The sequence below is a fragment of the Mycolicibacterium pyrenivorans genome (assembly GCF_025821625.1).
In the GTDB taxonomy this organism is placed as follows: Bacteria; Actinomycetota; Actinomycetes; order Mycobacteriales; family Mycobacteriaceae; genus Mycobacterium; species Mycobacterium pyrenivorans.
Map to the genome: position 1 here is coordinate 37,582 of NZ_JACKSH010000018.1, position 15,055 is coordinate 52,636.

Sequence of the window (15,055 nt, forward strand, 5' to 3'; positions counted from 1 at the left end):
TCATTGGCTAGGAGTACCTCCGAACTTGGTTATATCAACTTCTTCCTGCGGTTTCCCGTCGATGGCCAGCAGTAACCCTGCCACGAACACCACCAGTTCGAGATCGCGGATCCGCGGCGCGCCCACCCCACTGCCCGCCCGCGGGATCGGCACCTGCACGGTGGACGTGGTGGCACGGTAGTTCGCGCCGGCATAGAGCCGCTTGAGCCGCAGCTGCGCGGAGTCCGGCAACGTCAGCGGGGACATCTTGACCGTCGACGCCGACACCGCCCCGATCTCGGTGACACCGTGCGCGCGCGCCAACAACCGCAGCCGCGCGACCGCGACCAACCGCTGCGCCGGTTCCGGCAGCGGGCCGTACCGGTCGACGAGTTCCTCGATGACGGAGTCGACCGCGCCGTCGTCGGACGCCGCGGCAAGCCGACGGTAGGCCTCCAGCCGTAGCCGGTCACTGCCGATGTAGTCCGGCGGCAGATGCGCGTCGACCGGCAGGTCGATCCGGACGTCCTTCGGCTCCGGGGCGGCGGCAACGGTTTTCCCGTCAGCTGCCGCTCGATAGGCCTCCACGGCCTCGCCGACCAGCCGCACGTAGAGGTCGAAGCCGACGCCCGCGACGTGACCGGACTGCTCGGCGCCCAACACATTTCCGGCACCGCGGATCTCGAGGTCCTTCATCGCGACGGCCATACCCGCACCCAGCTCGTTGTTCTGGGCGATCGTCGCGAGCCGGTCGTAGGCCGTCTCGGTCAGCGGAACCTCGGGCGGGTACAGGAAGTAGGCGTAACCCCTTTCACGCGAACGCCCGACCCGGCCACGAAGCTGGTGCAGCTGCGAGAGGCCGAACGTGTCGGCGCGCTCCACGATCAACGTGTTGGCGTTGGAGATGTCCAGTCCGGTCTCGACGATCGTCGTGCAGACCAGGACGTCGTATTCGCGATTCCAGAAGCCCTCGACGGTGCGTTCGAGTTGCTCTTCGGGCATCTGCCCGTGGGCGACGATGACACGCGCCTCGGGTACCAGCGCCTGCACCTTCGCCGCGGCCTGGTCGATGGTGCGCACCCGGTTGTGGATGTAGAACGCCTGCCCGTCGCGCAGCATCTCGCGGCGCAGCGCCGCGGCGACCTGTTTGTCGTCGTGCGGACCGACGTAGGTCAGCACCGGGTAGCGCTCCTCGGGCGGCGTCAGGATCGTCGACATCTCGCGGATGCCCGCGAGGCTCATCTCCAACGTGCGCGGGATCGGCGTCGCGCTCATCGTCAATACGTCGACGTGGGTGCGCATCGACTTGATGTGCTCCTTGTGCTCGACGCCGAACCGCTGCTCCTCGTCGACGACGACCAGGCCGAGGTCCTTCCACGTCACCCCGGTCTGCAGAAGCCGGTGGGTGCCGATGACGATGTCGACGGAGCCGTCCTTCATCCCCTCGAGCGTCGCGCGGGACTGCGCCGGGTCGGTGAACCGCGACAGGCCCTTCACCGTGACGGGGAAACCGGCCATGCGCGCCGTGAACGTCTGCAGATGCTGGTCGGCCAGCAGCGTCGTCGGCACCAGCACCGCGACCTGCTTGCCGTCCTGCACGGCCTTGAACGCCGCCCGCACCGCGATCTCGGTCTTGCCGTAGCCGACGTCGCCGCAGATCACCCGGTCCATCGGGACCGCCTTCTCCATGTCGGACTTGACCTCGGTGATGGCGGTCATCTGGTCGACGGTCTCGGTGAACCCGAACGCGTCCTCCATCTCCGTCTGCCACGGGCTGTCGGGGCTGAACGCGTGCCCGGGTGAGGCCTGCCGTTTGGCGTACAGCGTCACCAACTCGGCGGCGATCTCACGGACCGCCCTGCGCGCCTTGGTCTTCGTGTTCGCCCAGTCGCTTCCGCCGAGCCGGGACAGGGTCGGGGCCTCCCCGCCGACGTAGCGGGACAGTTGATCGAGCGAGTCCATCGGCACGTACAACTTGTCGGTGCCACCCCCGCGCTTCGCCGACGCGTACTCCAGCACCAGATACTCGCGGCGGGCGCCGCCGATGACGCGCTCGGTCATCTCGACGAACTTGCCGATGCCGTGCTGGTCGTGCACCACGAGGTCGCCCGCGGTCAGCGCGAGCGGGTCGACGACGTTGCGCCGCTTGGCCGCCAACCGCTTGCCCTCGGTGGCGGTGGTGCGGTTGCCGGTGAGGTCGGTCTCGGTGATCACCACGAGGTTGGCGCCGGGGATCACCACACCGTCGTGCAGCGGACCCTTGATCACCCCGACCACGCCCTCCTTCGGCGCGGAGCCGGGCTCCAACATCGTTGCGGGAGTGTCGGCTTCGGCCAGTTGCTCGACGACGCGCATCGCGGTTCCGGCGCCGGGGGTGACGACCACCGCGTGCCCACCGGTGGCCACGTGGGCGCGCAGCATCGCGAAGATCTCCTCCACGGTGTGCTGCTGGCTGCGCGCCGAGGGCGCAGGCCGGATGTCGAGCCGGAACGCCTCGCCTGCCCCGGCGTCGAGCTGGCTCAGGGTCCACCACGGGTGCCCGCCGGCGCGGGCGGCGGCCCGCGCGTCGTCGAACCCGATGAACCCCGACACGCCCAGCGCCTCGATGTCGATGGGCACGTCCCCGCCCACGGCCGCCGTCGACCACGACGCCTCGAGGAACTCCCGCCCCGTCTTGATCAGGTCGGACGCGCGGGTCCGCACCTTCTCCGGATCGCAGATCAGCACCGGCGTGCCCGCGGGCAGGTGATCCGACAGCTGAGCCAGGTCGGCGGGGCGCAGCAGGGGAAGCAGCGCCTCCATGCCGTCGACCGGGATGCCCTCCGCCAGCTTGGCCAGCATGTCGGGCACGCTTCCCGGCACGCTGTTCTCGAGCACCGGATGCTCGGCGGACAACACAGCCGCGCGGTCACGGACCTCGGCGGTGAGCAGCAGCTCCCGGCACGGCACCGCGATCATCGAGTCGATGTCGATCTCGGGGATGGACCGCTGGTCGGCGACGGCGAACATCCGCATCTCCGAGACCTCGTCACCCCAGAACTCGATGCGCACGGGATGCTCGGCGGTCGGCGGGAAGATGTCGAGGATGCCGCCGCGCACCGCGAACTCGCCGCGCTTGCCGACCATGTCGACGCGCGTGTACGCCAGGTCGACGAGCCGCGCGACGAGGGAGTCGAACTCGATCTCGGCGCCGACGGTCAGCGAGACCGGTTCCATGTCCGCGGTGTCACCGGGGCGCTGGGCCATCGGTTGCAGCAGCGACCGCGCGGTGGTGACGACGATCCGCAGCGGGGGGCCGAGCCGGCTGTCGTCGGGGTGGGCGAGGCGGCGCAGCAGCATCAGCCGCGCACCGACGGTGTCGACGCCGGGTGAGAGTCGCTCGTGCGGCAGCGTCTCCCACGACGGGAACATCGCCACGGCGTCCCCGAACACGCCGCGCAGCTCCTCGGTCAGATCGTCGGCCTCGCGACCGGTGGCGCTGACGACCAGCAGCGGACCCGCTTCGGCCGGCGTGGCGAGTGCGGACGCGACGTAGACCCGGGCGCTGGCCGGGCCGACAAGGGCGAGATCGGCGGGCCGCTCGGCGGCACGACGGACCATCTCCTGCAGGGAGGGGTCACGAAGCGCCAGGTCGACAAGGCCCGCGATCGGGGTGTGGACGTCGATCGTCCCCGATGCGGTCATGATCCGTCCATCGTAGGCATCCGCCGGAGTGGTTGCGGCACTGGGCGACGACACCTGAACACCGCACAAAACCGGTGCGCAGCGCTACTCCTGGTGCAGCACCGGGTCGGACTCGAGGTGGGTGAGCCCGTTCCAGCACAGGTTGACCAGATGCGCGGCCACCACCTCTTTCTTGGGCTCGCGCACGTCGAGCCACCACTGCGCGGCCATCGACACCGAGCCGACGAGCGCCTGCGCGTACAGCGGGGCCAGGTCGGGATCGAGCCCGCGGCGGGAGAAGTCACCCGCCAGGATCGAGGCCACCTGGCTGACCGCGTCGTTGAGCAGCGTCGAGTAGGTGCCCGAGGTGATGCTCGCCGGCGAATCGCGGATCAGGATGCGGAAGCCGTCGGTGCGCTCCTCGACGTAGGTCAGCAACGCCAGCGCGACCCGTTCGATCCGCACCCGGGAACGGTTCTTGGTCAGCGAAGCCGTGATCCCGTCCAGCAGGGCCGACATCTCGCGGTCGACCACGACGGCGTAAAGCCCCTCCTTGCCGCCGAAGTGTTCGTAGACCACGGGTTTGGACACGTTGGCCCGCAGTGCGATCTCCTCGATCGAGGTGCCGTCGAAGCCACGCTCGGCGAACAGCGACTTGGCGATCTCGACCAACTGCTGGCGACGTTCGCTGCCGGTCATTCTGGCGCGCGGTGCACGCATTTCCTTCTCAGGCCCAGCCACGGTTGTCAGGGTAAGCCTCACGTCGGCTTGGACTAGAGTCTCTGGGTGATCAGTCCGTCGTGGTGTAATCGGCAGCACCTCTGATTTTGGTTCAGATAGTTCAGGTTCGAGTCCTGGCGACGGAGCATTAGCGAGGACATCTATGCGTGAAGCCGCGGTCCTGGTCCTGGCGGCGGGTGCCGGCACCCGGATGAAGTCCGACACCCCGAAAGTGCTGCACACCCTCGGCGGTCGCAGCATGCTGGCGCACTGCCTGCACGCGGTGGCGAAGGTCGCGCCGCGGCACCTGGTGGTGGTCGTGGGGCGCGACCGCGAGCGCGTCGCACCCGCGGCCCTGGAGATCGGCCACAAGCTGGGTCAGTCGGTGGAGATCGCCGTCCAGGAGCAGCAGCAGGGCACCGGGCACGCGGCGGAGTGCGGGCTGTCGGCCCTGCCACCCGATTTCGACGGCATTGTGGTCGTGACCTCGGGCGACGTGCCGCTGCTGGACGCCGACACGCTGGCCGACCTGATCGCCGCGCACAGCGCCGAGTCGGCCGTCGCGAGGGTGCTGACCACGACGTTGGCGGACCCGACCGGCTACGGGCGGATCCTGCGCACCCAGGACGGGGCGGTGATGGGCATCGTGGAGCAGACCGACGCCAGCCCCTCACAGCGGGCGATCACCGAGGTCAACGCCGGTGTGTATGCCTTCGACATCGGGGCGCTGCGCTCGGCGCTGGGCCGGCTGCGCTCGGACAATGCGCAACACGAGCTCTACCTGACCGACGTCATCTCGATCGTGCGTTCCGACGGGCGCATCGTGCGGGCCCAGCATGTCGACGACACCGCGCTGGTCACCGGCGTCAACGACCGCGTCCAACTGGCCGAGCTGGGCGCCGAACTCAACCGCCGCATCGTCGCCGGGCATCAGCGCGCGGGCGTGACGATCATCGACCCCGCGTCGACGTGGATCGACGTCGACGTCTCCATCGGCCGCGACACCGTCGTGCACCCCGGCACCCAGCTGCTGGGCGCCGCGCGTATCGGCGGCCGCTGCCAGATCGGGCCGGACACCACCCTGACCGACGTCACCGTCGGCGACGGCGCCGAGGTGGTCCGCACCCACGGCACGTCGTCGGTGATCGGTGACGACGCCGTCGTCGGCCCCTTCACCTACCTGCGGCCGGGCACGGTGCTGGGCGTCGCGGGCAAACTCGGCGCATTCGTCGAGACGAAGAACGCCTCGATCGGCGACGGCACCAAAGTGCCCCACCTGACCTACGTCGGGGACGCCGACATCGGCGAGAACAGCAACATCGGCGCGTCCAGCGTCTTCGTCAACTACGACGGAGAAACCAAGCGCCGCACCACCATTGGCTCTCACGTCCGCACCGGGTCGGACACCATGTTCGTGGCGCCGGTGACCATCGGGGACGGCGCATACACCGGCGCGGGAACGGTGGTCCGCGAGGACGTCCCCCCGGGTGCGCTGGCGGTGTCCGCGGGACCGCAACGCAACATCGAAGGCTGGGTGGGGCGGAAGCGGCCCGGCAGCGCTGCGGCGGCCGCGGCAGCCGCGGCGAACCGGACTCCTACCGACGCCGCCGACACGCAGGACGGGGAACCTACCGACCAGTAGCAGCCGGTCGCCGTTTGTTGGCATTCTGGTAACCCGGCAGCGTACGGGTGTGAGCGCTACGTACGATGGCCCCGTATCGATACCCCGACGCCAAGGGCAGCCTGTGAGTCACGACTGGACCGACAACCGCAAGAACCTGATGCTCTTCTCTGGTCGGGCGCACCCCGAGCTGGCCGAGCAGGTCGCCAAGGAGCTCGACGTTCCGGTCACCGCGCAGACCGCGCGGGACTTCGCCAACGGCGAGATCTTCGTTCGCTTCGACGAGTCGGTGCGCGGGTGCGACGCGTTCGTGCTGCAGAGCCACCCGTGGCCGCTGAACCAATGGCTCATGGAACAGCTGCTGATGATCGACGCGCTCAAGCGCGGCAGCGCCAAGCGCATCACCGCGATCCTGCCGTTCTACCCCTACGCCCGCCAGGACAAGAAGCACCGCGGCCGTGAGCCCATCTCCGCGCGCCTGGTCGCCGACCTGCTCAAGACCGCCGGGGTCGACCGGATCGTCACCGTCGACCTGCACACCGATCAGATCCAGGGGTTCTTCGACGGGCCCGTCGACCACATGCGGGCGCAGAAGCTGTTGACCGGCTACATCGCCGAGAACTACTCCAACCACGACATGGTGGTGGTCTCCCCCGATTCCGGCCGGGTGCGTGTCGCCGAGAAGTGGGCCGACTCCCTCGGTGGCGTCCCGCTGGCCTTCATCCACAAGACCCGTGACCCGATGGTGCCCAACCAGGTGAAGTCCAACCGTGTCGTCGGCGACGTGGCCGGCAAGACCTGCATCCTCACCGACGACATGATCGACACCGGTGGCACCATCGCCGGGGCGGTACGCCTGCTCAAGCAGGACGGTGCGGCCGACGTCGTCATCGCCGCCACCCACGGTGTGCTGTCGGACCCGGCCCGCGAGCGACTGGCCGAATCCGGCGCCCGTGAGGTCATCGTCACCAATACGCTGCCGATCGGTGAGGAGAAGATGTTCCCTGCGCTCACCGTGCTGTCCATCGCCCCACTGCTGGCGAACACCATCCGGGCGGTTTTCGACAACGGTTCGGTGACAGGACTTTTCGACGGATCGGCCTGACATGCCCGAGCGTGGCGACTCCGTCATCTATCACAACCCGAAGTGCTCCACGTCGCGCAAGACGCTGGAGTTGTTGCGCGACAACGGCATCGAGCCCGAGATCGTGCAGTACCTCAAGACGCCGCCGTCACGCGCCGAGCTGATCGAGCTGATCGACGACGCCGGCATCGAGGTGCGCGCGGCGGTGCGCAAGCGCGAACCGCTGTACGTCGAACTCGATCTGGCCTCGGCATCCGACGACGAACTGCTCGACGCGATGGCCGCGAATCCGATCCTGATCGAGCGGCCGTTCGTGGTGACGCCCAAGGGCACCCGCCTGGCGCGACCGCTCGAGAGCGTGCGAGAGATTCTGTGACGTTTCGAGCACGGCTGGCGGTCGCTGCCGCGCTGGCGGCGCTCGGCTGCGCGGGCTGCGCGACGGCGGCGCCCGACTACCAGTCCGTGTGGTCGACGCCGAGCGCGACGACCACGGCCCCGGCCGCCACAACCGATGCGGATCGGGTGCCCATCGCCGCATTCCTGGAGAAGGCCGGCGTCATCGGCGAGCCCGTCGTCTTCGACAAGCTGACCGACCTCACCGTCTCGATGCCCACCCCGCCGGGATGGACGCCGTACCAGGGCACCAACCTCGCCCCGGGCGCCCGGATGATCGTCAAGGGCGACACCTATCCGACCGCGATGCTGATGGTGTTCGAACTCGACGGCGACTTCGACGCCCGCGAAGCCGTCACCCACGGCAACGTCGACGCCGAGATGTCGGAGAACTTCACCGAGCTCAACTCGTCGGCCACCGATTTCGGCGGCTTCCCGTCGTCGATGATCGAGGGCAGCTACGACCTCAACGGCTCCCGGATGCACACCTACAACCGCATCGTCATCGCCACCGGCGCCCCGCAGAAGCCCGGTGCCGGTGGTCAGCGTTACCTGATCCAGTTCACCGTCACCGGCTACGCCGACAAGGCGGCCGAGGAGTCGACGGACATGGAGACGATCATCAGCGGCTTCACCGTCGAGGTGCCGAAGTAATCACCGCCGAAACGGCATTCCGTCAGGTCCGCACTCGACCTTTGGCTGCTGGAATGCCGTTTCGGCGGGGTGGCGGTGTTGTCCGGCCCCACTAGGGTGGTGGACATGAGCGACTGGACCGCCGCCGACCTGCCCTCTTTCGCCGGACGCACCGTCATCGTCACCGGCGCCAACTCGGGGCTGGGCCTGGTGACCGCCCGCGAGTTGGCCCGCGTCGGCGCCAGGACGATCCTGGCGGTGCGCAACCTCGACAAGGGCAATGCGGCCGCGGCGCAGATGGCGGGCGACGTGGAGGTGCGCAAGCTCGACCTGCAGAGCCTGGCCTCGGTCCGGGAGTTCGCCGACGGCGTCAGCGGCGTCGACGTGCTGATCAACAACGCAGGCATCATGGCGGTTCCGTACGCGCAGACCGCGGACGGATTCGAGAGCCAGATCGGCACCAACCACCTCGGCCACTTCGCGCTGACGAACCTGCTGCTGCCCCGCCTCACCGACCGGGTGGTCACCGTGTCGTCGATGATGCACCTCCTGGGCTACATCAGCCTCAAGGACCTCAACTGGAAGTCGCGGCCGTACCTCGCCTGGCCGGCCTACGGCCAGTCGAAGCTCGCCAACCTGCTGTTCACCACGGAGTTGCAGCGCAGGCTGGACGCTGCGGGGTCCACCGTCACGGCGGTGGCCGCCCATCCCGGGTACTCGGCGACCAACCTCCAGGGGCAGACCGGAAACAAGTTCGGCACCCCGATCTGGAACGCAGCCAACCGGCTGATGGCCACCGACGCCGACTTCGGCGCCTGCCAGACCCTCTACGCGGCCTCGCAGAACCTGCCAGGAGACAGCTTCATCGGCCCGCGGTTCGCGATGCGCGGCCCCACCGGCCGGGCCCAGCGCAGTCCGCTGGCGCGTAATCGGGACAAAGCCAGGGCGCTGTGGACCCTTTCCGAACAGCTCACCGGGGTCGAGTTCCCGCTGTAGATTTTCTCCGGCGGCATGAGGTGCGCTACCCTTGCGGACGCGTCACGGCGAGGGTGGCTTGATTTCCAGCCTGATTTCTGAGGCCACCGTTATCGACGGGAACAGCATCTGACGGGAACCAGCGTCTCTTAGGTGTGCAACCCCTGGCCGTGCCCGACACCGATCACCGGCACAGGAGCACCGAAAATGGCGAAGAACGCCCCCAATAATCTGACCGCGCAGGTCCGCACCGTCACCGGCAAGGGCGCCTCGCGCCGTGCCCGCCGCGAGGGCAAGGTTCCCGCGGTGCTGTACGGCCACGGCTCCGACCCGCAGCACCTCGAGCTCGACGGCCGCGACTTCGCCGCCGTGCTGCGTCACGCAGGCACCAACGCCGTGCTCACACTGGACATCGACGGCAATGAGCAGCTCGCCCTCACCAAGGCTCTGGAGATCCACCCGATCCGGCGCAACATTCAGCACGCCGACCTGCTCGTGGTGCGCCGCGGCGAGAAGGTGACCGTCGACGTCAACGTCGTGGTCGAGGGCGACGCCGCCCCCGGCACACTGGTGAACCAGGAAACCAACACCATCGAGATCGAGGCCGACGTGCAGTCGATCCCCGAACAGTTCACCGTCTCGGTGGAGGATGCCCAGGCCGGTACCCAGATCACCGCCTCCGACGTCGAGCTGCCCTCCGGCGTGACGCTGGTGTCCGACCCCGAGCTGTTGGTCGTCAACGTGATCGTCGCGCCGACCGCCGAGGACCTCGAAGCCGAGGGCGCCGGTGAGGAAGGTCCGGCTGCCGCCGAGGAGACCGCCGCCGAGGAAGTCTCCGAGGGCGCCGCGTCGGAGTCGGAATCCGAATCCGCTTCCGAATAGTCCGGGCAGAACGGACCGCTGTCGTGGCAGAGCCGTCCCCCGCCGAAGGGCGGGGGCCCCTGCTGGTGGTCGGCCTGGGCAACCCCGGACCGAACTACGCCACGACCCGACACAACCTCGGCTTCATCGTGGTCGACATTCTCACCGACCGCATCGGCGAGAAGTTCAAGGTGCACAAGAAGTCTGGCGCCGAGGTGGCCACCGGGCGGCTCGCCGGCCGTTCGGTGGTGCTCGCCAAGCCCCGCGTCTACATGAACGAGTCCGGGCGTCAGGTGGGTCCGCTGGCGAAGTTCTACTCGGTGCCCCCGGCCGACATCGTGGTGATCCACGACGAGCTGGACATCGACTTCGGGCGCATCCGGCTCAAGGCAGGGGGCGGGGTGGCAGGACACAACGGCCTCCGCTCGGTCGCATCGGCGTTGGGCAGCAACGACTTCCAGCGGATCCGGATCGGCATCGGCAAGCCGCCCGGGCGGATGTCGGGCGCCGGCTTCGTGCTGGAGAACTTCAACGCCACCGAGCGCAAGGAAGTGCCGACGATCTGCGAGCAGGCCGCCGACGCGGCGGAGTTGCTGATCGCCCAGGGACTCGAGCCCGCGCAGAACGTCGTCCACGCCTGGGGCTGAGCCCAACTGGGCTTCGCCCCACCGGGTCACACACCGCGAATTCCGCTGTCGACCCGTTTCACCGGCTTGTGCGGGTACCGCTTGACTGCGTGCGCCTCGGCCTCGGAGTTCGGCAGCACGTAGAGCGTTTCCACCTTGTCCTGCAGCGGTTTGAGCACCAGGTCCATGAAGCCCTTGCGGTCGTCGAGATACGGCTCGATGACGTCCTCGCCCGCGGGGCAGACCGCCAGGCAGTAGGCGGCCTTGTAGTTGGCCTTGAACGACAGGCTCTGCCACATCGACGCGTTCTCGGAATCGCTGACGCGGGAGCGAAAGTCGGCGGCATCTTCGCTGTCGGCGATGGTCTGCGCCCAGTCGGTGAAGCCGCCCATGAACTCGCGGTAGTTGTGCACCGAACAGGCGATGAAGTCGAAGTCACCGTTCTTCTTGATCGCACCGACGGGGCACGCCGCCACGCACAGCTTGCATTCCAGGCACGGTGAGTAGTCGAGCGGTTCACCGTAACTGCTGATCTCCGAGGCAACCAGCACGGTGCCGAGCAGGATGAAGTTGCCGAACCGCGGATGAATCACGTTGCGGTGGATGCCCATCGCGCCGAGGCCCGCAGCGACGGCGACCGGCTTGTGCGCCACCACCCAGATTCGACCGGGGAAGCGATCCATCTCCATCGGGAAGGTGGCGGACGGGTTGACCACCCGGTGGCCTGCGTCCTGTAGCACACGGGTGATGCGGTGCGCCGCCTCGTTCATGATCTCGCCGCTGCGGTGGAACTCCTGGTTGGCGATACTTCTTTCGCTCGATCGCACGTTGTCGCGGTTCATCCTCACGACGAGGGAGATGTAGCTCACGGCGCCGGGCAGGGCCGCCTCGACGTGCGGTCGTTCCGAACTCAGCGCGGGGTCGGCGACGCTGGCGAAGCCGACGTCGTCGGCGCCCGCATCCAGGCACACCTGCCGCAGCCAGTCGGCGTCGATCACCACGGGCTCGGACTTCGGGCGGGACCGCACCGTGCGCACCGTGGGGTGTTCGGCCAGACGTGTGGGCAGCTTCTCGACCATGCTAGGTATAGTACACAATACTCAGCGCGCGTGCGGGCGCGCGCGTGCCGGGTCCACCGACGGCCCTAGCCGGAGGTGCGGCGCCGGTAGGCGTACAGCGCGACCGGCGCGAACACCGCGGTCAACGCGAGCGACCACAGGATCGTCGACAGCACCGGATGCTGAAGCGGCAGTTGAGCGCTCGCGGGAGCCGGTCCGCCGTTGCCCCACAGTTCCCGCATCGCCTGCGCCAGCGACGACACCGGGTTCCATTCGGCGATCACGCGCAGCCAGTGCGGCATCGGTTCGGTGGGCACGAACGTGTTGGCGAGAAACGTCATGGGGAACAGCGCGGTGAACATCACCCCGTTGACCGCTTCCACGGTGCGCATCAACGAACCGATGAGGATGCCGAACCAGATCATCCCGAAGCCGAACAACAGCAGAAGGGCGAACGCCAGGATCGCCTCGCCGATGCTGTTGCGGATCCGCCATCCGATGGCCAGGCCGGTCAGTGCCATCACGACCACGCCCAGCGACGAGTGGATGACGCTGGCGATGCTCCGGCCGATCAGCACCGAGGAGCGGGATATCGGCAGCGACCGGAACCTGTCGATGATCCCCTTCTCGACGTCGGCGGTGATTCCCGAGGCGACCACGAACGCCGAGAACACGATGGTCTGCGCCTGGATGCCCGGCAGCAGGAACTCCCGGTAGGACGCGCCGCCGGTGTTGGTGATCGATGCCCCGAAGACGAACGCGAACAGCAGCACGAACATGATGGGCTGAGCGGTGACGTCGCTGAGCATCTCGGGCATCCGCTTGGTGTGGATCATGTTGCGCTTCACCATGATCCACGACTGCTGGACGAGATTGGTCGGGTGGGTCGGGACGGGTCGGACCTGGACGGGCGCTTGTGCCGTCGTGTCGAGCGCGGTCATACCTCGACCTCCTCGGTGTCTTCGGTGCGGTGCCCGGTGAGCGTCAGGAACACGTCGTCGAGGCTGGGGCGGGACAACCCGATGTCGTCCACGCCGATGCCGCTGTCGCGCAACCACCCCGCCACATCGATCATGTCGCCCAAACCTTCGGCCGAGGCGGAGAGCCGGCGGGCACCGACGTCGACGAACACCTCGGCCCCGGTCCGCGCGAGCAGGGTCTGGGCGGGCTCCAGGTCCGCGGCGTCGGCGACGGTGACCACGAGACTGGCGCGCCCCGCCTGCTGCTTGAGTTCCATCGGGGACCCCTGGGCGATGATCCGGCCCCTGTCGATCACGACGATGTTGTCGGCGAGCTGATCGGCTTCCTCGAGGTACTGGGTGGTCAGCAGCAGTGTGGTGCCCTGGGCCACCAGGCCGCGCAGCACCTCCCACAACTCGTTGCGGCTGCGGGGATCCAGCCCGGTGGTCGGCTCGTCGAGGAACAACACCGGTGGCGACGCCAGCAGGCTCACCGCGAGGTCCAACCGGCGGCGCATCCCACCGGAGTAGGACTTGACCACGCGCTCGGCCGCGTCGGTGAGCGAGAACTGTTCCAGCAGTTGGCTTCCGAGCTTCTGCAGGTCTTTGCGCCGGATACCGTAGAGCCCCCCGATCATCCGGATGTTCTCGCTCCCGGTGAGGAGTTCGTCGACGGTGGCCACCTGACCGGTCAGGCCCATGTGCCGCCGCACCTGGTCAGGGTGGGTGCGCACGTCGAAGCCGGCGACGCGGGCGGTGCCGCTGGTGGGCTCGGTGAGCGTGGTCATCATCCGCACCGTGGTCGTCTTGCCCGCCCCGTTGGGGCCGAGCAGCCCGAGCACGGTGCCCGGCGGCACTGTGAAGCTGACACCGTCGACGGCGGTTTCGCGGCCGTAACGCTTCACCAGGTCGATCGCTTCGATCGCGGATTCCATGGCATCGACGGTATAGGCGCACACCGACATCGGACCAATGCTTTTGTCCGCCATCCCGGCCCGCAACGGCGTCTACTGGAGACGTGCACGCGGACTGGTTCGACGCACCCGGGTACTGGCTGGCCCGGGAGGTGCTGCAGCGCGGTGTGGCGGCGATATACCTGATCGCGTTCGTCGGCGCGGCCCGCCAGTTCCGCGCGCTGATCGGTGAACAGGGAATGCTGCCGGTGCCCCGGTTCGTCGCCCAGGTGGCGTTCCGGGTCGCCCCGAGCGTGTTCCATCTCCACTACTCCGACCGCTTCTTCACCGCCGTGTGCTGGAGCGGGGCGGCGCTGGCGGCCGCCCTCGTCGCCGGCGTCGACGACCTGGTACCGCTGTGGGCGGCCACGTCGGCGTGGCTGGCGCTGTGGGTGCTGTACCTGTCGATCGTCAACGTCGGGCAGCGCTGGTACGGCTTCGGTTGGGAGTCGCTGTTGTTGGAGGCGGGCTTCCTGGCCATGCTGCTGGGCAATGACGACACGGCGCCGCCGGTCCTGACGTTGTGGCTGGCGCGCTGGCTGTTGTTCCGCGTGGAGTTCGGCGCCGGGTTGATCAAGATGCGTGGCGATCCGTGCTGGCGCGATCTGAGCTGTCTGGACTACCACCACGAGACCCAGCCGATGCCGGGCCCGCTGAGTTCGTTTTTCCACCACCTGCCCAAGCCCCTGCACCGTGTCGAGGTCGCCGGCAACCACGTCGCCCAGCTGGTCGTACCGTTCGCGTTGTTCGCTCCGCAACCGGTGGCCTCGGTGGCAGCGGGGATCGTGATCGTCACGCAAGTGTGGCTGGTGCTGTCCGGGAACTTCGCCTGGCTCAACTGGCTGACGATCATCCTTGCGTTCAGCGCTGTCGACCAGACCGCGTTCGCCCGGGTGTTGCCGCTGTCCGCGCCTCCGGCCCAGCCCGGGCCGCCGCTGTGGTTCGCCGTCCTGGTGATCGCAGGCACGGTGCTGACGGTGTCCCTGAGCTACTGGCCCGTGCGCAACATGCTCGGACGCCGGCAGCGGATGAACGCGTCGTTCAACCCCTTCCATCTGGTGAACACCTACGGGGCGTTCGGCACCATCGGGCGGGTCCGGTACGAGGTGGTCATCGAGGGGACCGACGAGTCGGAACCCACCGAGGCGACGGTGTGGAAGGAGTACGGCTTCAAGGGAAAACCCGGTGACCCGCGCCGGATGCCCCGGCAGTGGGCGCCCTACCACCTGCGCCTGGACTGGATGATGTGGTTCGCGGCGCTGTCACCGGCCTACGCGCGCGACTGGTTCCGTCCGTTGGTGGTACGGCTGCTGCGCAACGACGCCGCGACGCTTCGTCTACTCGGGCACAATCCGTTTCCCCACGGGCCACCCCGATGCATCCGGGCGCGGCTGTACGAATACCGGTTCACGACCTGGCGGGAGTTGCGCGAGGAACGGTGCTGGTGGCACCGAACCCTGGTCGGTGACTACCTGCCGGCCGTCGCGCTGGGCTCGGGCGAATCGCCACCCGCACGGTGAGCGCGCGTGG

At 68.3% G+C, this 15,055-nt stretch carries 13 protein-coding genes and 1 tRNA gene; 9 read left to right on the plus strand and 5 right to left on the minus strand.

Going from position 1 to position 15,055, the window contains the following annotated elements; all coding sequences use genetic code 11:
• Complete coding sequence (gene mfd / locus H7I57_RS01795; RefSeq protein ID WP_264021546.1) at nt 1–3,663, minus strand: transcription-repair coupling factor; 3,663 nt, start codon at nt 3,661–3,663, stop codon at nt 1–3.
• Nucleotides 3,664–3,747: 84 nt separating this feature from the next.
• A complete protein-coding gene (locus H7I57_RS01800) occupies nt 3,748–4,341 on the minus strand; it encodes a TetR/AcrR family transcriptional regulator (RefSeq protein WP_264021645.1) in 594 nt (197 codons plus the stop codon).
• Nucleotides 4,342–4,436: 95 nt separating this feature from the next.
• On the opposite strand from H7I57_RS01800, the gene H7I57_RS01805 reads away from it, so the two are divergent.
• From H7I57_RS01805 to pth, 8 genes are all read left to right on the plus strand, one after another.
• Nucleotides 4,437–4,508: transfer RNA gene (locus tag H7I57_RS01805), tRNA-Gln, on the plus strand.
• Between the two features lie 17 nt (nt 4,509–4,525).
• Nucleotides 4,526–6,004: a bifunctional UDP-N-acetylglucosamine diphosphorylase/glucosamine-1-phosphate N-acetyltransferase GlmU gene (gene glmU, locus H7I57_RS01810; RefSeq protein ID WP_264021547.1), complete on the plus strand. Its 1,479-nt coding sequence runs from the start codon at nt 4,526–4,528 to the stop codon at nt 6,002–6,004.
• 103 nt (nt 6,005–6,107) lie between these two features.
• Nucleotides 6,108–7,088, plus strand: a complete 981-nt coding sequence (locus H7I57_RS01815) for a ribose-phosphate diphosphokinase (protein ID WP_264021548.1) — start codon at nt 6,108–6,110, stop codon at nt 7,086–7,088.
• A gap of 1 nt (nt 7,089) precedes the next feature.
• A complete protein-coding gene (arsC, locus tag H7I57_RS01820; protein ID WP_264021549.1) occupies nt 7,090–7,443 on the plus strand; it encodes an arsenate reductase (glutaredoxin) in 354 nt (117 codons plus the stop codon).
• A complete protein-coding gene (locus tag H7I57_RS01825; protein ID WP_264021550.1) occupies nt 7,440–8,114 on the plus strand; it encodes an LpqN/LpqT family lipoprotein in 675 nt (224 codons plus the stop codon). The genes arsC and H7I57_RS01825 overlap by 4 nt, the downstream gene beginning before the upstream one ends.
• Nucleotides 8,115–8,219: 105 nt before the next feature.
• Nucleotides 8,220–9,089: an oxidoreductase gene (locus H7I57_RS01830; protein WP_264021551.1), complete on the plus strand. Its 870-nt coding sequence runs from the start codon at nt 8,220–8,222 to the stop codon at nt 9,087–9,089.
• 186 nt (nt 9,090–9,275) lie between these two features.
• Nucleotides 9,276–9,950, plus strand: coding sequence for a 50S ribosomal protein L25/general stress protein Ctc (locus H7I57_RS01835; RefSeq protein ID WP_264021552.1), 675 nt, complete (start codon nt 9,276–9,278; stop codon nt 9,948–9,950).
• 23 nt (nt 9,951–9,973) lie between these two features.
• Nucleotides 9,974–10,576, plus strand: a complete 603-nt coding sequence (pth, locus tag H7I57_RS01840) for an aminoacyl-tRNA hydrolase (protein ID WP_264021554.1) — start codon at nt 9,974–9,976, stop codon at nt 10,574–10,576.
• A gap of 26 nt (nt 10,577–10,602) precedes the next feature.
• Here the strand turns inward: pth and H7I57_RS01845 are convergent, their stop codons facing one another.
• From H7I57_RS01845 to H7I57_RS01855, 3 genes are all read right to left on the minus strand, one after another.
• Entirely contained in the window at nt 10,603–11,634 is a 1,032-nt protein-coding gene (locus H7I57_RS01845; RefSeq protein ID WP_264021556.1) for a 4Fe-4S binding protein, read from the minus strand.
• A 65-nt stretch (nt 11,635–11,699) separates the two neighbouring features.
• On the minus strand, nt 11,700–12,554 hold the full coding sequence (locus H7I57_RS01850) for an ABC transporter permease (protein ID WP_264021557.1): 855 nt from the start codon (nt 12,552–12,554) through the stop codon (nt 11,700–11,702).
• Nucleotides 12,551–13,507: an efflux ABC transporter ATPase subunit, DrrA-related gene (locus H7I57_RS01855; protein ID WP_264021558.1), complete on the minus strand. Its 957-nt coding sequence runs from the start codon at nt 13,505–13,507 to the stop codon at nt 12,551–12,553. The genes H7I57_RS01850 and H7I57_RS01855 overlap by 4 nt, the downstream gene beginning before the upstream one ends.
• A gap of 83 nt (nt 13,508–13,590) precedes the next feature.
• Between H7I57_RS01855 and H7I57_RS01860 the strand changes: the two genes are divergently transcribed.
• Nucleotides 13,591–15,045 carry a lipase maturation factor family protein gene (locus tag H7I57_RS01860; RefSeq protein ID WP_264021560.1) on the plus strand — a complete coding sequence of 485 codons (1,455 nt, stop codon included), beginning with the start codon at nt 13,591–13,593 and terminating at the stop codon, nt 15,043–15,045.
• Nucleotides 15,046–15,055: the final 10 nt, after the last annotated feature.

Coding starts and splice junctions, on each gene's coding strand:
- H7I57_RS01800 (WP_264021645.1), bottom strand. CDS start 4,341: ATGACCGGCAGCGAACGTCGCCAGCAGTTGGTCGAGATCGCCAAGTCG.
- H7I57_RS01835 (WP_264021552.1), top strand. CDS start 9,276: ATGGCGAAGAACGCCCCCAATAATCTGACCGCGCAGGTCCGCACCGTC.
- H7I57_RS01830 (WP_264021551.1), top strand. CDS start 8,220: ATGAGCGACTGGACCGCCGCCGACCTGCCCTCTTTCGCCGGACGCACC.
- mfd (WP_264021546.1), bottom strand. CDS start 3,663: ATGACCGCATCGGGGACGATCGACGTCCACACCCCGATCGCGGGCCTT.
- glmU (WP_264021547.1), top strand. CDS start 4,526: ATGCGTGAAGCCGCGGTCCTGGTCCTGGCGGCGGGTGCCGGCACCCGG.
- H7I57_RS01845 (WP_264021556.1), bottom strand. CDS start 11,634: ATGGTCGAGAAGCTGCCCACACGTCTGGCCGAACACCCCACGGTGCGC.
- arsC (WP_264021549.1), top strand. CDS start 7,090: ATGCCCGAGCGTGGCGACTCCGTCATCTATCACAACCCGAAGTGCTCC.
- H7I57_RS01850 (WP_264021557.1), bottom strand. CDS start 12,554: ATGACCGCGCTCGACACGACGGCACAAGCGCCCGTCCAGGTCCGACCC.
- H7I57_RS01855 (WP_264021558.1), bottom strand. CDS start 13,507: ATGGAATCCGCGATCGAAGCGATCGACCTGGTGAAGCGTTACGGCCGC.